Source organism: Pseudomonas sp. PICF6 (genome assembly GCF_009831705.1).
GTDB classification, from domain to species: Bacteria; Pseudomonadota; Gammaproteobacteria; order Pseudomonadales; family Pseudomonadaceae; genus Aquipseudomonas; species Aquipseudomonas rhizophila.
Map to the genome: position 1 here is coordinate 243,514 of NZ_WUUD01000013.1, position 20,228 is coordinate 263,741.

Below are 20,228 nucleotides of genomic sequence, written 5' to 3' on the forward strand. Positions count from 1 at the left end.
GCAGAACACACCCAGCAGGGCGATCCACAGCCAGTCGACAGGGCGCACGTCAATCAGTTGCGGCGCTGCCATTGGCAACAGGCAAAAGCCGACCACCAGGTTTTGGCACAAAGCGGCCTGTACCGGCGGCACCCGTGTGGAACCGGCGCGGTTGACCAGCGAAAGCAGCGAGAACAGCAACCCCGAAAGCACGGCCCACAGCAGGCCGGTGGTGGCGCCGCTGGCCAGGTCGAAGTGCGGTGTGACCAGCACCAGGCCGATGCTTACCATTGCCACCAACAGGATTTCATTGGCACGGATCCGCTCGCGGAAAATCAACCCTTCGAGCAACACCGTGAAGGCCGGGAAGCTGGTAAAGCCCAACGTGGCGATTGCCACACCGGCGACTTTGACCGATATGAAGAAGCTCACCCAGTGTCCGGCGAGCAATAGGCCGCCCAGCAGCAGGCGTCGAAGGTCCTGTGCGTGGAGCTTGTGCCAGCGGGCGCTGCTGGCGAAACGGGCAAAAAACGCCAGGGCCAGCACGGCGAATACGGCGCGGCCGAACACAATGACCGCTGGCGAGGCGGCGGCGAGCTTGCCGAATACACCGGTCAGGCCAAACATGAGTGCGCCAATGTGCAGGGCGCCGAGGGCGGTACGGGGAGTCATTGCGATCCTTGTCCAACGGTTGAGCGTCTGGGTATTGAACCCGCTACCGGCCGTTCATGTCTGTCGCGATCCTCGCGTTTTTTAGCGCGAAGCTAGCGCTGGCGCCGCAGCTTGCCCGGTGAGGCGCCGAATTCGCGCAGCACTGCGGCGGCAAAGGCGCTTTGCGAGCTATAACCGACCCGGTGGGCGATTTCACCGATGGGCAGTTGCGAATCACGCAGCAGGTCCACCGCCTTGTGTAGACGGCGACTGCGGATGTAGTCCATCGGGGTTTGCCCGCATTCAGCGACGAAGCGTGCATGCAAGCGGGCACTGGAGAGCCCGGCGACCTGGGCCAGGTCCGCCACTTGCAGCGGATAGGCGGCGTACTGGTCAATGTGGGCGTTGAGCGCCGCATAGGGCAGGCGCCGGCCGCCGACGATGTCCTGGCCAGTGCCATTGAGGCTGGCCAGGAGCAGCACGGCCCCTTGTTGGGCGATCACCGGGTCGTCCACCGGGCTGCCCGCCAGCCAACTGACCAACTGGCTTTGCCCCGCATCCAGGGGCCTGCGCGCGGCATTGTCGAGCAATCGGCGGCTGGCGTCGGCGTGATCACCCAAGGCTTGCCCGATCCAGTCATCGCTCGGCACATCCAGCACCAGGCAACGGCTGCCACGGGGGCTGCCGCAGGCGTGATGGGCACCGGCGGGTATCACCACGAAACTCTGCTGCACGACCTGGCTGCCACAACCTTCGACCTCGAAATCCAACAGCCCGGACAACCCGAACACCAGTTGGGCGTGGTCGTGGCTGTGGACAATCAGGTCGTGGCTGTAATGGCGTAGCGTCAGGGTCGGTCTCATCTCGGTCTCCCGGGGCAGGCCGTCAGCATACACCGAGGCCACGCTGCTTCGCGCTGTCATGTAACGGACTTGTATTTGTCATGGGGTATTAACCGCAGGGAGGCACAGTGGCTAAAACGATCAGAGGGTTGCCCATGACCAGCGCCGAGCTCGCCAGACCCAGCCGCAAACAGCGTGTTCGCACCTTATGGATTTCCGATGTGCACCTGGGCACCCGGGACTGCCAGGCCGAGCATTTGTCGCAGTTTCTCAAGGGCTACCATACCGACAAGATCTACCTGGTGGGTGACATCATCGACGGCTGGAAGCTGCGCGGCGGCATGTACTGGCCACAGGCTCACACCAACGTCATTCGCCGCTTGCTGACCATGAGCAAGCGCGGTACCGAGGTGATCTACGTCACCGGTAACCATGACGAATTTCTGCGGCGATATTCGAAGCTGATCCTGGGCAATATCCAATTGGTGGACGAAGCGGTGCACGTCACCGCGGACGGCCGGCATTTGCTGGTGATCCATGGCGATCAGTTCGATGTCATCACCCGGTACCACCGTTGGCTGGCGTTCCTTGGCGATTCGGCCTACGAGTTCACCCTGACCCTGAACCGCTGGCTCAACCATTGGCGGGCCCGTTATGGCTACGGTTACTGGTCGTTGTCGGCGTACCTCAAGCACAAGGTCAAGACGGCGGTCAGCTTCATCAGCGACTTCGAAGAAGCCATCGCCCATGAATGTGTGAAGCGTGAACTGCACGGTGTGGTGTGCGGACACATCCACCATGCCGAGATGCGCAGGGTGGGCGAGGTGGAGTATCTCAATTGTGGCGATTGGGTCGAGTCGTGCACGGCGCTGATCGAGCATTGGGACGGGTCGATCGAGTTGTATCGGTTGGCCGATGCCCAGGCGCGGGAGGCGTTGATCCGGGCTGAGTTGAAAGTCACCGAACCGGCGTGAGCCGATCTGACGCCATCGCGGGCAAGCCTTGCTCCCACAGGTATTCACAGCCTGCGAGAGCAAGCACCAGCTGTGGGAGCAAGGCTTGCCCGCGATGGACCGCATAGCGATCCCAGCAATCAGTCAGGCTTGAGCCTGTTCAGCCATCGCCGCCTTGTAGATCGACTGCTTCGGTGCGGCAAACAGCCTTTCCAGCATCGGCTCGAAGAAACTCAACGGCAGGGTGTCGTACTCGGCATCGAACGCCGCGGCGTCGTATCGGGCGCAGAAATCAATGGTCGCCTGGTATTGGGGATGCGCTTTGAATTGCTCGCGCAGGTGCCGGTCCATGCCCAGGTGATGGAAGAAGTAATAGCCCTGGAATATCCCGTGTTTCTCCACCATCCACAGGTTTTCGGCGCTGACGAACGGCTTGAGGATGGCGGCGGCAATGTCCGGGTGGTTGTAGCTGCCCAAGGTGTCGCCGATGTCGTGAAGCAAGGCGCAGATCACATATTCATCGTCCCGTCCGTCACGATAGGCGCGGGTGGCGGTTTGCAGGGAATGGGTCAGGCGATCCACCGGAAAACCGCCGAAATCGCCGTCCAGCAACTTCAAATGGGTCAGGATTCGACCCGGTAATTGCCGGGCATAGGCGCTGAAGTCGGCAGCGATGATTGCCCAGTCTTCCTCAGTACCGTCCTTCATGTGGGTAAAGCGCGCGTGGGAGTTCATGGGCAGTCCTTTGAGAGTGGCTAGAACGCAACTTTGCCCCGCAGCATGTCGCGGTACATGACGAAATCGCCGAGCAGGCTGTAGAACGGGTGCTGGAACGTGGCGGGACGGTTCTTTTCAAAGAAGAAATGCCCGACCCAGGCAAAGCCGTAGCCGGCAATGGGCAAGACGATCAGCCACCAGCCGTTGCCGACGATCAGAGCCAGGGCAACAATCAGGATGACCAGAGAGGTGCCGATAAAGTGCAAGCGCCGGCAGGTGCTGTTGCTGTGCTCGCTGAGGTAATAGGGATAGAACTCAGCGAACGTATTGAAGCGTCTGGTGTTTTCCACGACTGCGGGCTCTGTGGTTATTGTTCTGTTGGTTCTGGGCGACCAACGGTTTGATTGAAGTCTAGAGCGATCACTTGCAACGACCAGTGACAATGGGCGCCACTTTAGTATCCTTCGCAAATCCAGCCGTACCCTGCGGCTCGTCATGCAAGTAAAACGTCATGAGCGAACGAACGACTTCTTCAAGCTGGGCGATGGGGATTGTCAAGGCACTGGAAATGGACGGCCTGGATTGTCGGATGCTGTTCAAACAGCTGGGGCTGGACTATGACGCGCTGGAAGATCCAGATGCACGTTTCCCCCAGGATTCGATGACCCGACTCTGGCAACGCGCCGTGGAGTTGTCGGGCAACCCGGCCATCGCTTTGAACATGGGTAAAGTGGTGCGCCCGGCGTCGTTTCACGTGGTCGGGTATGCCTTGATGTCCAGCCGCACGCTGGTCGAGGGTTTCCAGCGGCTCGTGCGTTATCAGCGGATCATCGCTGAAAGCGCCGACCTGAGCTTTCGTCAGATGGAGGGGGGCTACGGGTTGGTTCTGACAGTGCATGGCGACCATCTCCCGCCCACCCGCCAGAGTGCCGAGGCTTCCCTGGCCTGTGCGCTGGCCATGTGCAACTGGTTGACCGGACGCACCCTGCACCCGATGAAGGTGCTGTTCCAGGGCGCCGAACCGGTTGATCTGGCGCCTTATCAACAGGCGTTTCCCGCGCCACTGATGTTCGGCGCACCTTACGACGCGTTGATCTTCGAACGTAGTGACATGGAAGCACCGTTACCCACCGCCAACGAGGCCATGGCGCAGCTCCACGACCGGTTTGCCGGTGAATACCTGGCGCGTTTTTCCGAAAGCCGCGTGACCCACCAGACCCGGCAAGTGTTGTGCCGGCTGCTGCCACGGGGCGAGCCTAAGCGTGACGTGGTGGCGCAGACGCTGCACCTGTCCCAGCGCACCTTGCAGCGACGCTTGCAGGAAGAGGGCACCACGTTCCAGAGCTTGCTCGATGACACCCGCCGCGAACTGGCCGAACAGTATCTGGCGCAGCCGGCCCTGACCCTGCTGGAAATCGCCTATCTGCTGGGCTTCGCCGACCCGAGCAATTTTTTCCGGGCCTTTCGACGCTGGTTCGACACCACGCCCGGCGAATACCGGGCGCGGTCAAACGGCCAGCCCGGTCAGTGACGCCAGAACGCCGGGATACACAGCACGAACACGGTGATGATCTCCAGTCGGCCCAGCAGCATGCCAGCCGACAGAATCCACTTGGCCGCATCCGGCAGCGGCGCAAAGTTGCCGGCCGGGCCGATGGTCTCTCCCAGTCCCGGGCCGACGCCGGACACGGTGCTGGCCGCGCCGGTCAGGGCGGTCATCCATTCCACGCCCAATAGCGAGAGCAGCAGGGCGATCACGCAGATGGTGATGGCGAAGAAGAACGAGAAGGTGAGAATCGAGCGTACGATTTCTTCGTCGAGGCGGTGGCCGTTGTATTTCTGCTTGATCACCGCGCGCGGGTGGATCAATTGCTTGAGGTTGGTCCTGAGCAGGATGTAGGCAACCTGGAAGCGGAAGATCTTGATCCCGCCGGCCGTCGAACCGGAACAGCCGCCGACGAAACCCAGGTAGAAGAACAACATCAGCGAGAAATTGCCCCACAGGCTGTAGTCTCCCAGCGCGAAGCCTGTGGTGGTGACGATCGACGTCACGTTCAACGCCACGTGCCGCAGGGCCTCCAGCCAGTGCAGGTCGGTTGTCGCCCAATACCAGGTGCCCAGTACCACCCAGGTCACCAGCAGCACCGCCAGCAGGCCTTGGACCTGTTGGTCCTTGATCAGCGCCCGGCGATTGCCCCGCAGTGTCGAGACGTACAAGGCAAACGGCAGGCTGCCGAGGATCATGATGACGATAGTGACCCAATGCACCGCCGGTTCGGTCCATTTGGCCAGGGATTTGTCCGACGTCGAGAACCCGCCGGTGGAGATCGCCGACATCGCATGGTTGATGGCATCGAACAGGTTCATCCCCGCCCACCACAGTGCGAGGGTGCCGAGAATGGTGATGCCTACATAGGACGCCACGATCAGCCGCGCCACCATGTGGGAGCGGGGCATGACTTTCTCCGAGCGGTCGGAGGATTCGGTCTGGAACAGTCTCATGCCACCGATGCGCAACAGCGGCAGGATCGCCACCGCCATCGCAATGAAGCCGATCCCGCCGAGCCAGTGCAACAACGACCGCCACATCAGGATGCCGGGGGACATGTTATCCAGGCCGCTCAGGACCGTGGCGCCGGTGGCGGTGATCCCGGACATGCTTTCGAAGAACGAGTCGGTGTAGCTGATGTGCTGGGTCAGCAGGAAGGGCAACGCGGCAAAGATACACACCACCAGCCAACTGCTGACGGTCAGCAGGTACATGTCCCTGGGCCGCAGATGCACGTGTTCCGGGCGTCCGGGAAGGATCAGGGCCAGGCCGGCGACAAAGGTGATCATGCTCGACCAGAGGAACGATGGCAGGTCGTTGGTGCGCTCGAAGATCAGCAAGGTGGCCATGGGCACGACCATGAAGATCGCCAGGGTGATCAGGAAGATGCCGATGATGAAACCAATGATCCGTAGGGTCGGCAACGCCATGAAGTCCGCTCGGGCTGAAAGGGAAGGGCGTCATTCTACCCGCGACAAGCGGCATGTAAACCGGCACCCGGTGGCGCGTGAGGCCAGTGGCCTGCGCAATGGACTTCTGGTTGCGGAATTTGAGCTAACGAACTCGCCGTACAAGCCACTAGAATAGCTGGACATTTTTTCAGGAGGTGGCCGATGCAGGCTCTCGACGCTTTGCTCAACCGTGTTTCCGTCCCGCGCCTGGTGGACCCGGCGCCTACCGCCGAACAGCGCGAGGTCATGTTCGCCGCGGCGATGCGGGCTCCGGATCATGGCCAGTTGCGGCCATGGCGATTTCTGACGGTCGAAGGGCAGGCGCGTCATCGCATGGGCGAGCTGCTGGCCGAAGCGGCGCGGTTCAATGATCCGCTGGTAGCCGAAGCCGTCGTGGAGAAGGCGCTCAACGGCCCGCTGCGCGCACCGCTGGTCGTGGTGGTGATTGCACGGTTGCAGGACCATTTCAAAATCCCCAAGTCCGAACAAATGCTGGCGGCCGCCTGCGCAGCCCACGCAATCCTGTTGGCGGCTTACGCCCAAGGGGTGGGCGGAGTCTGGCGTACGGGTGAGCTGGCGTATTCACCTCATGTGGCCAAGGGGCTTGGTCTTGAGGACGGTGAAGAGGTGATCGGTTTTCTCTACCTGGGCACACCGCAGAAAGAGGCCCGCACGGCGCCGAAGGAAGATGTCGGGCAGTTTGTCCGGGAGTGGACGGGCCCGCAGGTCTAGCGTCTGGCGCAGCTTCTGTGGTGAAGAGGACTTATCTGTGGCGAGGGGATAAATCCCCGTTGGGCTGCGTAGCAGCCCCAAAACCTTCGATATAAGGCAACCTGACTCTCCGGGGTGACGGATTTAAGGGCTGCTGCGCAGCCCAGCGGGGATGAATCCCCTCGCCACAAGGGGATGTGTTCAGCTATTCAAAGGCTGGTTACTTGCACACGTCAGCAATAGCCTCAGCCAGCAAATCCAGGCGCGTGGCGTCGATGCCTGCCACGTTGGCCCGGCCTGTGCCGACCATGTACACGCTGTGGCGTTCGCGCAGGAGCCTGACCTGTTCCGGCGTCAGGCCGGTGTAGGAAAACATTCCCCGTTGCACGCCGATATGGGCGAAGCGCTCACGCAAACCGTGGGGTTCGAGCGCTTCCAGCAGGCCGCTGCGCAACTGTGCAATGCGCAGGCGCATGGTCTGCACTTCGTCGGCCCACAGGCTTTTGAGGTCCGGGTTGCCCAGGATCGTCGCCACTACCGCCGCGCCATGATCCGGTGGCGTCGACCACAGGTTGCGAGCGATGTTCGCCAGTTGGCTGCGGATATCCACCAGTTTGTCGGCATCGCCGGCGCAGACGATCAGCGCACCGGTGCGGTCGCGGTACAGGCCGAAGTTCTTCGAACAGGAACTGGTGATCAGAACTTCAGGCAGTGCCTGGGCAAACAGCCGGACGGCCCAGGCGTCCTGCTCCAGCCCATCGCCGAAACCTTGATAAGCGAAGTCGATCAACGGCAGCAGGTTGCGGCTGCGCATCACTTCCAGCACCTGGCGCCATTGTTCCTGGGTCAAGTCGAAGCCGGTGGGGTTATGGCAGCAGGCATGCAGCAACACCACATCGCCCTTGGGTGCCTGGCTCAGGGTCGCCAGCATCGCTTCGAAATCCAGGCGGTTGTCGGTGCCTACATAGGGGTAATGGCTGGCCTTGACCCCGGCGGCGGCGAAGATGGTTTCGTGAATCGGCCAGGTCGGGTTGCTCAACCAAACGCCGCGGCCCGGCAGGCACTGGGCAATGAAGTCGGCACTCAGGCGCAGGGCGCCGGTGCCGCCCGGCGTCTGGGTCGCACCGGCACGTTTGTCCTTGATCAGCGTCGAGTCGGCGCCCAGCACCAGTTCATTGATCAACTGGCCGAACGCGGCGTCGCCATGACCGCCGATGTAGGTCTTGGTGCTCTGGCGGTCCACCAGGCGCTGCTCGGCCTGTTTGACTGCCGCAAGAATCGGCGTCAGGCCTTGGGCGTCTTTATAGACGCCCACGCCCAGGTCGAACTTGCCCGGATTACTGTCCGCCGCGTAAGCCTCCATCAGGCCGAGGATCGGATCGCCGGGCACCCGGCCGATGGCATCGAAATGCATTACTTGCGGCCCTCGGCGGTCTTGGCCACGTCATCGGTGCGGGCGGCCATGATGAAGTCGTTGCGGTGCAAGCCCTTGATGGAGTGGCTCCACCAGGTCACGGTGACTTTGCCCCATTCGGTGAGCAGACCCGGGTGATGACCTTCGGCCTCGGAGATTTCCCCGACGGCGTTGGTGAAGGCCAGGGCGTGCTTGAAATTCTTGAACAGGAAGACTTTTTCCAGCTGCATCACGCCGTCGCGCACTTCGATGTTCCAGTCCGGGATCTGCTTGATCAGTACCGGCAGTTCTTCGTCGCTGACTTGTGGCGCGTCGGCGCGGCAGGCTTCGCAATGGGCTTGGTTCAGAGTGTTCATGGTGTGTTCCCGGATCGAATATTTGAAAAACGTCGATGCACTCACGCTAAAGCAAAGCCGCGTTGTGCAACAGACTCAATTGAGATTAAAAGACGCGGTTCACGCAGCTTTTGGCGGAAATTTCGGAGCGTGCAGGCCCAGTTCGCGACCACGCTTGACCATGCCCATGATGTCTTCGTGGGCCAGGTCGAACAGGCGCTTGAGCTCGGGGAGCACGAAATACACCGGCTGCAGGATGTCGATGCGATACGGCGTGCGCATGGCTTCCAGCGGATCGAAGGCTTGATGCTCCGGCTCGTCTGACAAGCAGTAAACGGTTTCCTTGGGCGAAGACAGGATGCCGCCACCGTAGATGCGTCGGCCTTGCGGGGTTTGCACCAGGCCGAACTCAATGGTCATCCAGTACAAGCGCGCCAGGTAGACGCGTTCTTCCTTGGAAGCCTGTAGGCCGAGTTTGCCGTAGGTGTGGGTAAATTCTGCAAACCAGGGGTTGGTCAGCAGCGGGCAGTGGCCAAATATCTCGTGGAAAATGTCCGGCTCTTGCAGGTAATCCAGTTCTTCGCGGGTACGAATAAACGTCGCGACGGGAAACTGCTTGCTGGCGAGCAATTCAAAAAAGGTCTGGAAGGGGATCAGCGCTGGTACCCGGGCCACTTGCCAACCGGTGGTTTCACCCAACACCTTGTTGATTTCACCCAATTGCGGAATACGGTCGTGGGGCAGGCCCAGCTTGTCGATACCGTCCAGGTACTCCTGGCACGCACGGCCTTCGATGACTTTGAGCTGGCGGGTGATCAGCGTGTTCCACACCGCGTGTTCTTCGGCAGTGTAGTGAATAAAACCTTGCGCATCGGGCTCGCGGGCCACGTATTGCGTCTGCTTCATGCTGCTCTCCTGCTGATTTCCCTCTGGGGGACGGCTTGTTTGTTGTTATGTCCAGCGATGCATTAGAGATAACCCGAAGCAGGGATGTGTGCAGCAGGCAGGCAAGAGTGGGTATCGCGATAAAGGTGTGGTTTCGTAAAGTTTTCGTTACGGCTCCAGCTGTTCTTCGCTATTGCCGGGTTTTTCGACTGGGAAATGGCCTACAACTGTCACATAATCTTGACGTTTATTTGCGCTGCCAAGCAGAAAAACTTGTAGCGAGGGAGCTTGCTCCCGCTGGGCTGCGAAGCAGCCCGCTCTCCCATGCTTGCATACACATCGATATCGGGCCTTTTCATGCGCATCAAAGTCCATTGCCAGAACCGCATCGGCATCCTGCGGGACATCCTCAACCTGCTGGTGGAGTACGGCATCAACGTCGCCCGCGGGGAAGTGGGCGGTGAGCACGGCAATGCGATTTATCTGCACTGCCCGAATCTGATCAACATCCAGTTTCAGGCGCTTCGCCCGAAGTTCGAAGGCATTGCCGGGGTCTTCGGCGTCAAGCGGGTGGGGTTGATGCCCAGTGAACGTCGGCACATGGAGCTCAACGCGCTGCTCGGCGCCCTGGAGTTTCCGGTGCTGTCCATCGACATGGGCGGTTCCATCGTCGCCGCCAACCGGGCGGCGGCGCAGTTGCTCGGGGTGCGAGTGGACGAAGTGCCGGGGATTCCACTGTCCCGGTACGCCGAGGATTTTGACCTGCCGGAGCTGGTGCGCGCCAATCAGTCACGCATCAACGGTTTGCGGGTCAAGGTCAGGGGCGATGTGTTTCTGGCGGACATCGCGCCACTGCAATCGGAGCACGACGACAGCGAGGCCATGGCCGGTGCGGTGCTGACGTTGCATCGGGCGGACCGGGTTGGCGAGCGCATTTATAACGTGCGCAAGCAGGAATTGCGCGGCTTCGACAGCATTTTCCAGAGTTCGAAGGTGATGGCGGCGGTCGTCCGGGAAGCCCGGCGCATGGCGCCACTGGATGCGCCGCTGTTGATAGAAGGCGAAACCGGCACTGGCAAAGAGTTGCTGGCTCGCGCCTGTCACCTGGCGAGTCCGCGCGGGCAGTCACCGTTGATGGCACTCAACTGTGCGGGATTGCCCGAGTCCATGGCCGAGACCGAACTGTTCGGCTACGGCCCCGGTGCTTTCGAGGGGGCCCGGGCGGAAGGCAAGCTCGGTTTGCTCGAACTGACCGCCGGAGGCACGTTGTTCCTCGACGGGGTAGGGGAAATGAGCCCGCGCCTGCAAGTGAAATTGCTGCGCTTTTTGCAGGACGGTTGCTTCCGTCGTGTAGGCAGCGATGAAGAGGTGTACCTGGATGTCAGGGTGATCTGTGCGACCCAGGTGGATTTGTCCGAGCTCTGCGCCCGAGGGGAATTTCGTCAGGATCTGTACCACCGTTTGAACGTCCTTTCGCTGCACATCCCGCCTCTGCGCGAATGCCTCGATGGCTTGATGCCGCTGGTGGAGCATTTTCTTGACCAGGCCAGTCGGCAGATTGGCTGTGCGCTACCGAAACTGGCCCCGGCGGCGATGGACCGTCTCAGCCACTACCACTGGCCAGGCAACGTTCGGCAGCTGGAAAACGTGCTGTTCCAGGCTGTCTCCCTGTGTGATGGCGCAACGGTGAAAGCCGAGCATATCCGTCTGCCGGACTACGGCGTGCGTCAGCCCCTGGGGGACTTTTCCCTGGAGGGCGGGCTGGACGACATCGTCGGGCGATTCGAGAAAGCCGTGTTGGAGCGGCTGTATTCCGAACACCCCAGCAGCCGGCAACTGGGCAAGCGGCTGGGGGTTTCCCATACGACCATTGCCAATAAGTTGCGTGAGTATGAGGTGGGTAAGGCCGGCTCATAATAGTTGCTTACCTGTTGTGTTTGGTGGGACTTCTATCGCGAGCAGGCTCGCTCCCACAGGGGTATCGAGTGTTCAAAATCCTGCGAGCACCCAAGATCCATGGTGGGAGCGAGCCTGCTCGCGATGACGGCAGTAGCCGTTGCCAGAAGGTCAAGCGTTGCCACCAAACGGCATGACACCGCCGGTTTTTCGTCTTCGATACATTTCCCCATATCCCTTCAAGAACCCTGAAGCCCTTTGTTTGTGCGGCTCGACGGCGCCAGAAAAAAGTTGGTCTGCAAATTGCTTAGTGCTCAGCAGTACAGCAGTGGACGGCAAACGTCCGGCATGCAGAGGAACGACAGTGGACAAGTACCTTTATGTGGCAATGACCGGCGCCAGCCAGAACGCACTGGCGCAGCGGGCCCATGCCAACAACCTGGCGAACATCTCCACCAACGGTTTTCAGAAAGACCTGGAGCAGGCTCGTTCGATGCCGGTGTTTGGCGACAGCTTTCCGGCGCGGGCATTTGCCATGTCCGAGCGTCCAGCCACTGACTTCACCCCTGGCGCGCTGGTGGAAACCGGCCGCGACCTCGACGTGGCAGTCAGCGGGCCGGGCTGGATGGCTGTGCAGAACCCTGAAGGCGGTGAAAGCTACGTGCGCACCGGCAGCCTCAACGTTGACGCCCTGGGCGTGCTGCGGGCCGGCAACGGTATGCCGGTGATGGGCAACGGTGGTCCGATCGCCGTGCCGCCAGAGCAGAAAATCGAAATCGGCCAGGACGGCACCATCAGTATCCGCGCCATGGGTGAAGGCCCGCGCGTGATGGCTGAAGTCGACCGCATCAAGCTGGTCAACCCGGATCTTCGCAACATGACCAAGGGCCTGGACGGCACCATCCGCACCAAGGACGGCCAGCCGGCTGTCATTGATGCCAACGTGCAACTGGTGTCGGGTTTCCAGGAAGCGAGCAACGTCAATGCCGTGGACGAGATGACTTCGGTGCTGGCCCTGGCCAAGCAGTTCGAGCTTCACGTCAAGATGATGAACACCGCCAAAGAAGGCGACGAAGCCATGGCTCGGGTCTTGCAGATCTAATCATTAATTACAGCGTCGCGCCGAAAAACAGGCGTACGAGGAGAATCGAATGCTTCCGGCTCTTTGGGTTGCCAAAACAGGTCTGTCCGCCCAGGACACCAACCTTTCTACTATTTCCAACAACCTGGCGAACGTGTCGACCACGGGTTTCAAGCGTGATCGCGCCGAGTTCCAGGACCTGCTGTACCAGGTCAAACGCCAGCCAGGCGCCCAATCGACCCAGGACAGCGAATTGCCGTCGGGCCTGCAAGTGGGTACCGGTGTGCGCATCGTCGGCACCCAGAAAAACTTCACCGCCGGTAGCCTGCAAACCACCGAGCAGCCGCTGGACATGGCCATCGACGGTCGCGGTTTCTTCCAGATCCTGCAGCCCGATGGCACCACGTCCTACACCCGTGACGGTACGTTCCACCTCGATTCCAATGGCCAGATCGTCAACGCCAGCGGTTTCGCCCTGGAACCGGCGATCATCATTCCGAACGACGCCCAAACGTTCACCGTGGGCCGCGACGGCACCGTGTCCATCACTGTGGCGGGCAACCCTGCTTCGCAGGTGATCGGCAACCTGCAGACTGCCGACTTCATCAACCCGGCCGGCCTGCAAGCGGTGGGTAACAACCTGTTCCTGGAAACCGCGGCCAGCGGCGCGCCACAAGTCGGCACGCCAGGCCTGAACGGCTTCGGTACCACGCTGCAGAACACCCTGGAAACGTCCAACGTGAGCACCGTGGAGGAGATGGTCAACATGATCACCACCCAGCGCGCCTACGAGATGAACTCCAAGGTGATCTCCACCGCCGACCAGATGCTCTCGTTCGTTACGCAGAATCTGTAATCACGTCTATAGGGCGGCCTGAGGCCGCCTGCAACACCAAGAGGTAGGGTCATGAATCGCTTCGTATCTGTTCTGGCACTGAGTGGAGTTACTGCGCTCGCGGGCTGTGTCGCGCCAACGCCCAAGGCCAATGACCCGTACTACGCTCCGGTGTTGCCGCGCACGCCGTTGCCGGCCGCTGCCAACAACGGTTCGATCTACCAGGCTGGCTTCGAGCAGAACCTGTATAGCGACCGTAAGGCTTTCCGGGTTGGGGACATCATCACCATCACCCTGAACGAACGGACCCAGGCCAGCAAGAACGCCAACTCGCAGATCGACAAGACCAGCGAGACCAGCGTTGGCCTGACGTCGTTGTTCGGCTCCAGCCTGACCACCAACAATCCCATCGGTGGCGGGGACCTGAGCCTCAACGCCGGTTATGGCTCCGACCGGGCCACCAAGGGCGACAGCAAGTCCGGACAGAGCAACAGCCTGACCGGCTCGATCACCGTGACCGTCGCCGATGTGTTGCCCAATGGCATCATCGTTGTGCGGGGCGAGAAGTGGCTGACCCTCAACACCGGTGACGAACTGGTGCGCATCGCCGGCATGGTTCGCGCCGATGATATCGCTACCGACAACACCGTCTCGTCGACCCGTGTAGCCGATGCACGTATTACCTACTCGGGCACCGGTGCTTTTGCCGATGCGAGTCAGCCAGGCTGGTTCGACCGTTTCTTCCTCAGCCCGAAGTTCCCTTTCTAGGTGGCCCAGTTGAATCTTAAGCGGTTGAATCTCAAGCAGCTGTTGATGGGGGCACTGCTGATGTCGGCGGCCTTCACCGCTCAAGCCGAGCGTCTGAAGGACATCGCCAGCATTTCCGGCGTGCGCTCCAACCAGTTGATCGGCTATGGCCTGGTCGTGGGTCTCAATGGCACGGGCGACCAGACCACCCAGACCCCGTTCACCCTGCAAACCTTCAACAACATGTTGTCGCAGTTCGGCATCAAGGTGCCGGCGGGTTCGGGCAACGTGCAGTTGAAGAACGTGGCGGCGGTGTCGGTCAGTGCCGACCTGCCGGCGTTCGCCAAGCCCGGGCAGCAGGTGGATATCACTGTTTCGTCCATCGGTAACTCCAAGAGCCTGCGCGGCGGCACCCTGTTGTTGACGCCGCTCAAGGGTATCGACGGCAACGTCTACGCCGTCGCCCAGGGCAACCTGGTGGTGGGTGGCTTTGACGCCGAAGGCCGTGACGGTTCCAAGATCACCGTCAACGTTCCGTCGGCTGGCCGCATTCCTGGTGGTGCGTCGGTGGAACGTGCGGTGCCGAGCGGTTTCAACCAGGGCAACAGCCTGACTCTGAACCTCAACCGTTACGACTTCACGACCGCCAAGCGCATCGTTGACAAGATCAATGACATGCTCGGCCCTGGCGTGGCACAGGCCATCGACGGCGGCTCGGTGCGCGTCACCGCGCCTCTGGATCCGAGTCAGCGGGTCGACTATTTGTCGATCCTGGAGAACCTCGAAGTCGATCCGGGCCAGGCGGTTGCGAAAGTCATCATCAACTCGCGCACCGGCACCATTGTGATCGGCCAGAACGTCAAGGTTTCACCCGCCGCGGTGACCCACGGCAGCCTGACCGTGACCATTACCGAAGACCCGATCGTCAGCCAGCCTGGACCCTTGTCCAACGGCCAGACCGCCGTGGTGCCCCGTTCGCGGGTCAATGCCGAGCAGGAAGCCAAGCCGATGTTCAAGTTCGGCCCGGGCACTACCCTGGATGAAATTGTCCGGGCGGTGAACCAGGTCGGCGCGGCGCCGGGCGACTTGATGGCGATTCTCGAAGCCTTGAAGCAGGCCGGCGCGTTGCAAGCCGACCTGATCGTGATTTAAGGAACGAGCCATGGATATGCGCAAGGGCGCTTTGATCAGCGGGGATTCGGGTTCCTACTCGGACCTCAATCGCCTGAACCAGCTCAAGGTCGGCGACAAGAACAGTGACGGCAACCTGCGCAAAGTGGCGCAGGAATTCGAGTCGCTGTTCATCGGTGAAATGCTCAAGTCCATGCGTGCGGCCACCGAGTCGATGGGCAAGGACAATCCGCTCAATACCGCTGAAGCCAAGCAGTACCAGGAAATGTACGACCAGCAGTTGGCCGTTTCCATGTCTCGCGAGGGCGGTGGTATTGGCCTGGCTGACGTGCTGCTGCGCCAGATGTCCAAGAACAAACCCCTGGTGTCAGGCGAGGCGGCAACGCTGTCGGCCGGCAAGCAGGAGCAAGCGTTGGACGAGGCCGTCAAGGCTCCTGTGCCGACGCCCATTGCCGCCGGCACGTTACCCGACGGGCCATTGTCGCGCTCCAACGGCCAGCGTCCGCTGTGGGCTTCGCGGGCCGTGAGTGCGCCGCAAGGGGCAGGCGAGGGCGTTCACCGCAACGACATGGAATTGCTCAACCAGCGCCGCCTGGCCTTGCCGCCCAAACTGGCCGATCGGCTGCTTGCCGGGTTGGTGCCTTCGGCTGCCGTCGCGCCTGACGTCAAGGCGCAGAATATTTTGCCGGATCGTGCCATCACCGCCGTCAAGCCTGCCACCGGCGAACTGGCCAATGGCGACTGGCTGGCCGCGCTCAAGGCGTCAGAGCCGAGCGAGTCCATGCAGGTGTACGGGCGTGCCGTGGCGCAGCCACCCCTGGCGCCAGCCCGCAAGGCCTTCCGCGATGCTGACGAGTTCGTCGATGCCATGCTGCCAATGGCCAAGGAAGCCGCGGACCGTATCGGCGTGGACCCTCGTTACCTAGTGGCCCAGGCGGCCCTGGAAACCGGCTGGGGCAAGTCGGTCATGCGTCAGCCTGATGGCAGCAGCAGCCACAACCTGTTCGGTATCAAGGCCAGCAAGAACTGGACGGGCGATTCGGCGCGGGCGATCACCAGCGAATTCCGCAATGGCGAGATGGTCAAGGAGACGGCCCAGTTCCGTTCCTACGCTTCGTATCGCGACAGCTTCCATGACCTGGTCAATCTGCTGCAAAGCAACAGTCGCTATCAAGATGTGCTGAAGTCGGCCGATAACCCGGAACAGTTTGTGCGTGAGTTGCAGAAGGCCGGTTACGCCACCGACCCGAACTACGCCAGCAAGATTTCGAATATAGCCCGGCAGATGACCAGTTACCAAAACTACGCTTCGGCTGGCGCCACTACGACTTTATAAGGTCTGAACCATGAGTTTGCTCAATATCGGGATGTCGGGTCTGTCCGCAAGTCAGACCTCATTGGTGACCACGGGTAATAACATTGCCAACGTTGATACCGCCGGTTATTCGCGTCAGCAGACCGTGCAGACCACCAAGGCGTCCAATCAATACGGCAACGTCTTCATCGGCTCCGGCACCACCCTGGCCGATGTGCGCCGGGTCTATAACGCCTACCTTGAAGCGCAGTTGAAGACCACGACCTCGCTCAACAGCGATGCGGCCGCGTATCAAGGGCAGATCACCCCGCTCGATGCCTTGCTGTCGGACAGCGGCACGGGCCTCAATGGCGCGCTGACCAAGTTCTTCGCCTCGGTGCAGAACGTCAACGCCAAGCCGGGCGATGATGCGTCCCGTCAGTTGCTGCTCAGCGATGCGCAAGCCTTGAGCAATCGTTTCAATTCGGTCGCCAGCCAATTGACGGAGCAGAATCAGAACATCAACGGCAACCTGTCGAGCATGGTCGATCAGGTCAACAAACTGGCTACCACCGTCGCTCAGTTGAACAAGAAAATCGCCGAAGTCTCCAACTCCGGCGGTGCTCCCAACGACCTGCTCGACGCCCGCAACCAGACCATTCTCCAGCTCTCGGCCTTCACCGGCACTCAGATCGTGGAGAACGGCAGCAGCCTGGACATCTACTTGGGTTCCGGCCAGCCGTTGGTGATGGGCAATACGGTCAACACCCTGGAAACCGTGCCGGACAAGAACGATCCGGGCCGCCTGGGGATCCAGCTCAATAGCGGTTCCAGTGTCATGGACCTCACCCAGGTACTTACCGGCGGCGAGATCGGCGGCCTGATGCGCTATCGCAGCACTGTGCTTGACCCGGCCATGAATGAACTGGGCCGCGTGGCCCTGGTGGTCGCCGACCAGATGAACGCGATCCAGGCCTCGGGCATCGACAAGAACGGCGCCTTCGGTTCCAACCTGTTCACCAACATCAACAGTGCCGCGCAGATGAGTCAGCGCAGTATTGCCGCGTTGAACAATAGCGCCGGTTCCGGCAACTTCAACGTGGCCATCGAAGACACCGGCGCGCTGACCACCAATGATTACAAGGTGAAGTTCACCAGCGCCACCGACTACACGGTCCAGCGCCTGCCTGACGGCACTTCGATGGGTTCGTTCAATACCGCGACGACGCCGCCGCCGGTGATCGACGGCTTTTCGATGACCTTCGCCAATGGCACCGCTGCCGCTGGCGATTCGTTCAAGATCACCCCGACCCGCAACGCGGCGACCAGTATCAAGACCGAGATGACCGACTCCAAGCGACTGGCGATTGCCGCGCCGCTGGGCGCAGCCATCGTGCCGGGCGGCAGCGGTACGCTGACCATTCCGGCCAGCGGCCAGCCGACCATGACGTCGCAGTTGGACATCTACGACGAAGCCACCACCACCATCATCCAGAACGGCATCAAGACCTCGATGCCAGTCAAGGTGGTCTTCGGCGCGACGTCCGCCGACGGTACCAGCCAGGCTTACCAGTTGCTCGATGCCACGGGTGTCGAGATCAGCAATGGCACGATCAAGCCCGGCCAGAGCAATACCTTGAGCCTGAGCGTTCCACTCAAGGATGCCAGCGGCAACCCGATCATGGACTCCTCGGCACCGCCGGTGCAGCGTACCGTCACCTTCGACATGTCGATTGCTGGCGCACCGTCCAACGGTGCCGCGATCGATGTGAGCGTCAGCCAGGCCGGCAGCCTGGATAACCGTAACGGCACTGTCCTGGCCGGTTTGCAGACTGCCAAGACCGTGGACACCGGTTCCGCCAGCAAGGGCATTTCGTTGAACGATGCCTACGGCAAGCTGGTGGAGGGCGTAGGTTCCAAGGCCGCCCAGGGCAAGCTCGACAGCGCTGCCACCGGCGCGATCCTGGATAACGCCAAGGGCGCTCGCGATTCGCTGTCGGGCGTGGACCTAGACGAAGAAACCGGCAACCTGGTCAAGTATCAGCAGTACTACACCGCGTCTTCGCAGATCATCAAGGCTGCGCAGGAAATCTTCAGCACATTGATCAACAGTCTTTAAGGAGTCGTAGCCCATGCGAATTTCTACCGCCCAGTTTTACGAATCCACGGCTGCGAACTATCAGAAAAACTTCGCCAATGTGGTCAAGACCAGCGAAGAGGCCAGCAGCCTGGTGCGCGTCAATACCGCTGCCGATGACCCGGTAGGGGCTTCACGTCTGCTGCAACTGGGCACACAGGCCTCGATGCTGGCTCAGTACGAAACCAACGCCAACACCATCAAGGCGACGCTGGGCACCACTGAAGCGGTGATGACCAGCATTGGCAACGTGCTGCAGCGCGCCAAGGAATTGGCCGTCGGTGCCGGCAACGCTGGCTACACCGACGCCGACCGCCAGGCCAACGCCTCGGAGCTGGCGCAGATCGAAGAGCAGTTGCTCAGCCTGATGAACAGCAAGGACGAAAACGGCAAGTACATTTTTGCCGGTTCCAAGGGCGACACCATCCCGTTCACCCGCAACAACGATGGCAGCTACAGTTACAACGGTGACCAGGTGACCCTCGACCTGCCGGTCGGCGATACCATGTCGATGGCCACCAACAGCACCGGCTGGGAAGTGTTCCAGCAGGCCGTCAACACCAGCCGCAGCCAGGTCACCATGACCGCGCCGGCGGTGGACGATGGTCGCGTGGTGCTGTCCAACGGTCAGGTCTCGTCCAGTGTCAGCTACAACAGCAAATTCCGCAGCGGCGAACCCTATACCGTTGAATTCACCAGCGGCACGCAGCTGAGAATCACCGACTCCGGCGGCAACGACGTCACCGCCGAAGCCAGCCAGGGCGGCGCTTTTGATCCCAGCAGCAAAAAAGGTCAGGCGGTGCAGTTCCGTGGTCTGGAACTGACCCTGAACATCAATCTGCAAACCGGTGATGATGCCAATACCGTGTTGCCGGGCCATACCTTCACCCTGGCCGCCAAGCCGGACACCTTTGCCGCGACCCGCAGCCCGGGCAACCCGACCACCGTCCAGGTCACGGGCAGCGAGATCACCGACCCGGTGGCGTATCACGCCAGTTTCCCTACCGGTTCGGCCGTATTGAAGTTCACCAGCGCCACCGACTTCGACCTGTACGCCGCGCCGTTGACCGCCAACAGCCAGCCGGTGTCCAGCGGCACCCTGGCCGGCAACGTGGCCACCGCCTCGGGCGTGAGCTTCACCCTGGACGGTACGCCCGGTGCGGACGATCAGTTCAGCATCGCGGTCAATACTCACGAGACCCAGAACATTCTGGACACCGTGAACCAACTGAAAACCGCGTTGAGCACGCCAACCAACAACGATCCGATTGCGCTGCAAAAGCTGCAGGCTTCGCTGGCCTCCGGTATTGGCAACCTGGCCAGCGGCACCGATCAGTTGTCCAGCGCCTTGAGTTCGGTAGGTGGGCGTGGTCAGGCTCTGGAAACCCAAAGCGACACGAACCAGAGCCTGTTGTTGGCCAATAGCCAGACCCAATCGTCGATCCGCGATTCCGATCCGGCCGAAGTGATGACCCGCTTGACGTTGCAACAGACCATGCTGCAAGCCTCGCAACTGGCTTTCAGCAAGATCACCCAACTGGGCCTGTTCAACAAGATCTGAGCCGGTATCGACCGAGCCGCCAACCGTCTTTTTTAAGCGGTTCCGGGGCTCCGGCCTGA

Annotated in this window: 18 protein-coding genes and 1 pseudogene; 11 read left to right on the top strand and 8 right to left on the bottom strand. The window is 61.2% G+C overall.

Going from position 1 to position 20,228, the window contains the following annotated elements; translation table 11 throughout:
* The coding region (locus tag GSM73_RS06145; protein ID WP_256676740.1) for a DMT family transporter at positions 1 to 651 on the bottom strand (651 nt) is incomplete at its 3' end.
* A 92-nt stretch (positions 652 to 743) separates the two neighbouring features.
* A complete protein-coding gene (locus tag GSM73_RS06150) occupies positions 744 to 1,493 on the bottom strand; it encodes an AraC family transcriptional regulator (protein ID WP_076385868.1) in 750 nt (249 codons plus the stop codon).
* A 134-nt stretch (positions 1,494 to 1,627) separates the two neighbouring features.
* Between GSM73_RS06150 and GSM73_RS06155 the strand changes: the two genes are divergently transcribed.
* The gene (locus GSM73_RS06155; protein WP_047226208.1) at positions 1,628 to 2,446 is read left to right on the top strand and encodes a UDP-2,3-diacylglucosamine diphosphatase; all 819 of its coding nucleotides are present in this window, start codon (positions 1,628 to 1,630) and stop codon (positions 2,444 to 2,446) included.
* A gap of 123 nt (positions 2,447 to 2,569) precedes the next feature.
* Here GSM73_RS06155 and GSM73_RS06160 read toward each other — a convergent pair whose 3' ends face one another.
* Together GSM73_RS06160 and GSM73_RS06165 are read right to left on the bottom strand one after the other, a co-directional pair.
* The gene (locus GSM73_RS06160) at positions 2,570 to 3,160 is read right to left on the bottom strand and encodes an HD domain-containing protein (protein WP_160891886.1); all 591 of its coding nucleotides are present in this window, start codon (positions 3,158 to 3,160) and stop codon (positions 2,570 to 2,572) included.
* Between the two features lie 20 nt (positions 3,161 to 3,180).
* Positions 3,181 to 3,492 carry a DUF962 domain-containing protein gene (locus tag GSM73_RS06165; protein WP_047226210.1) on the bottom strand — a complete coding sequence of 104 codons (312 nt, stop codon included), beginning with the start codon at positions 3,490 to 3,492 and terminating at the stop codon, positions 3,181 to 3,183.
* 161 nt (positions 3,493 to 3,653) lie between these two features.
* On the opposite strand from GSM73_RS06165, the pseudogene GSM73_RS06170 reads away from it, so the two are divergent.
* Positions 3,654 to 4,710, top strand: a pseudogene (locus GSM73_RS06170) (AraC family transcriptional regulator).
* Here the strand turns inward: GSM73_RS06170 and GSM73_RS06175 are convergent.
* Positions 4,667 to 6,121, bottom strand: a complete 1,455-nt coding sequence (locus GSM73_RS06175; RefSeq protein WP_160891888.1) for a TrkH family potassium uptake protein — start codon at positions 6,119 to 6,121, stop codon at positions 4,667 to 4,669. The pseudogene GSM73_RS06170 and the gene GSM73_RS06175 sit on opposite strands and share 44 nt — an antisense overlap.
* A 183-nt stretch (positions 6,122 to 6,304) precedes the next feature.
* Here GSM73_RS06175 and GSM73_RS06180 point away from each other — a divergent pair, with 183 nt between their 5' ends.
* Entirely contained in the window at positions 6,305 to 6,874 is a 570-nt protein-coding gene (locus GSM73_RS06180) for an NAD(P)H nitroreductase (RefSeq protein WP_076385862.1), read from the top strand.
* Positions 6,875 to 7,073: 199 nt separating this feature from the next.
* On the opposite strand, the gene GSM73_RS06185 is transcribed toward GSM73_RS06180, so the two are convergent.
* The 3 genes from GSM73_RS06185 to phhA form a co-directional block, all read right to left on the bottom strand.
* Complete coding sequence (locus GSM73_RS06185; RefSeq protein ID WP_076385860.1) at positions 7,074 to 8,267, bottom strand: amino acid aminotransferase; 1,194 nt, start codon at positions 8,265 to 8,267, stop codon at positions 7,074 to 7,076.
* Entirely contained in the window at positions 8,267 to 8,623 is a 357-nt protein-coding gene (locus tag GSM73_RS06190; RefSeq protein ID WP_003184087.1) for a 4a-hydroxytetrahydrobiopterin dehydratase, read from the bottom strand. The genes GSM73_RS06185 and GSM73_RS06190 overlap by 1 nt, the downstream gene beginning before the upstream one ends.
* Positions 8,624 to 8,722: 99 nt before the next feature.
* Positions 8,723 to 9,508, bottom strand: a complete 786-nt coding sequence (gene phhA / locus GSM73_RS06195; protein ID WP_047226214.1) for a phenylalanine 4-monooxygenase — start codon at positions 9,506 to 9,508, stop codon at positions 8,723 to 8,725.
* A 336-nt stretch (positions 9,509 to 9,844) separates the two neighbouring features.
* Between phhA and GSM73_RS06200 the strand changes: the two genes are divergently transcribed.
* From GSM73_RS06200 to GSM73_RS06235, 8 genes are all read left to right on the top strand, one after another.
* Positions 9,845 to 11,404, top strand: a complete 1,560-nt coding sequence (locus GSM73_RS06200; protein ID WP_076385858.1) for a sigma-54-dependent transcriptional regulator — start codon at positions 9,845 to 9,847, stop codon at positions 11,402 to 11,404.
* A 343-nt stretch (positions 11,405 to 11,747) separates the two neighbouring features.
* Positions 11,748 to 12,485: a flagellar basal body rod protein FlgF gene (locus GSM73_RS06205; RefSeq protein ID WP_047226216.1), complete on the top strand. Its 738-nt coding sequence runs from the start codon at positions 11,748 to 11,750 to the stop codon at positions 12,483 to 12,485.
* A gap of 49 nt (positions 12,486 to 12,534) precedes the next feature.
* A complete protein-coding gene (flgG, locus tag GSM73_RS06210; protein ID WP_047226217.1) occupies positions 12,535 to 13,320 on the top strand; it encodes a flagellar basal-body rod protein FlgG in 786 nt (261 codons plus the stop codon).
* A 51-nt stretch (positions 13,321 to 13,371) separates the two neighbouring features.
* Positions 13,372 to 14,067 carry a flagellar basal body L-ring protein FlgH gene (flgH, locus tag GSM73_RS06215; RefSeq protein ID WP_047226218.1) on the top strand — a complete coding sequence of 232 codons (696 nt, stop codon included), beginning with the start codon at positions 13,372 to 13,374 and terminating at the stop codon, positions 14,065 to 14,067.
* Positions 14,068 to 14,112: 45 nt separating this feature from the next.
* Positions 14,113 to 15,198, top strand: coding sequence for a flagellar basal body P-ring protein FlgI (locus GSM73_RS06220; RefSeq protein ID WP_160892017.1), 1,086 nt, complete (start codon positions 14,113 to 14,115; stop codon positions 15,196 to 15,198).
* A gap of 10 nt (positions 15,199 to 15,208) precedes the next feature.
* On the top strand, positions 15,209 to 16,513 hold the full coding sequence (gene flgJ, locus GSM73_RS06225) for a flagellar assembly peptidoglycan hydrolase FlgJ (protein WP_160891890.1): 1,305 nt from the start codon (positions 15,209 to 15,211) through the stop codon (positions 16,511 to 16,513).
* 10 nt (positions 16,514 to 16,523) lie between these two features.
* Positions 16,524 to 18,590: a flagellar hook-associated protein FlgK gene (flgK, locus tag GSM73_RS06230; protein WP_047226220.1), complete on the top strand. Its 2,067-nt coding sequence runs from the start codon at positions 16,524 to 16,526 to the stop codon at positions 18,588 to 18,590.
* Positions 18,591 to 18,603: 13 nt separating this feature from the next.
* Complete coding sequence (locus GSM73_RS06235; protein WP_047226221.1) at positions 18,604 to 20,169, top strand: flagellar hook-associated protein 3; 1,566 nt, start codon at positions 18,604 to 18,606, stop codon at positions 20,167 to 20,169.
* Positions 20,170 to 20,228: the final 59 nt, after the last annotated feature.

Bases quoted from the DNA above. Each gene is read 5' to 3' on its own strand.
- GSM73_RS06180 (WP_076385862.1), top strand. From the start codon at position 6,305: ATGCAGGCTCTCGACGCTTTGCTCAACCGTGTTTCCGTCCCGCGCCTG.
- GSM73_RS06185 (WP_076385860.1), bottom strand. From the start codon at position 8,267: ATGCATTTCGATGCCATCGGCCGGGTGCCCGGCGATCCGATCCTCGGC.
- GSM73_RS06220 (WP_160892017.1), top strand. From the start codon at position 14,113: ATGGGGGCACTGCTGATGTCGGCGGCCTTCACCGCTCAAGCCGAGCGT.
- flgH (WP_047226218.1), top strand. From the start codon at position 13,372: ATGAATCGCTTCGTATCTGTTCTGGCACTGAGTGGAGTTACTGCGCTC.
- phhA (WP_047226214.1), bottom strand. From the start codon at position 9,508: ATGAAGCAGACGCAATACGTGGCCCGCGAGCCCGATGCGCAAGGTTTT.
- flgK (WP_047226220.1), top strand. From the start codon at position 16,524: ATGAGTTTGCTCAATATCGGGATGTCGGGTCTGTCCGCAAGTCAGACC.
- GSM73_RS06175 (WP_160891888.1), bottom strand. From the start codon at position 6,121: ATGGCGTTGCCGACCCTACGGATCATTGGTTTCATCATCGGCATCTTC.
- GSM73_RS06150 (WP_076385868.1), bottom strand. From the start codon at position 1,493: ATGAGACCGACCCTGACGCTACGCCATTACAGCCACGACCTGATTGTC.
- GSM73_RS06155 (WP_047226208.1), top strand. From the start codon at position 1,628: ATGACCAGCGCCGAGCTCGCCAGACCCAGCCGCAAACAGCGTGTTCGC.
- flgJ (WP_160891890.1), top strand. From the start codon at position 15,209: ATGGATATGCGCAAGGGCGCTTTGATCAGCGGGGATTCGGGTTCCTAC.
- GSM73_RS06160 (WP_160891886.1), bottom strand. From the start codon at position 3,160: ATGAACTCCCACGCGCGCTTTACCCACATGAAGGACGGTACTGAGGAA.
- flgG (WP_047226217.1), top strand. From the start codon at position 12,535: ATGCTTCCGGCTCTTTGGGTTGCCAAAACAGGTCTGTCCGCCCAGGAC.
- GSM73_RS06235 (WP_047226221.1), top strand. From the start codon at position 18,604: ATGCGAATTTCTACCGCCCAGTTTTACGAATCCACGGCTGCGAACTAT.
- GSM73_RS06200 (WP_076385858.1), top strand. From the start codon at position 9,845: ATGCGCATCAAAGTCCATTGCCAGAACCGCATCGGCATCCTGCGGGAC.
- GSM73_RS06190 (WP_003184087.1), bottom strand. From the start codon at position 8,623: ATGAACACTCTGAACCAAGCCCATTGCGAAGCCTGCCGCGCCGACGCG.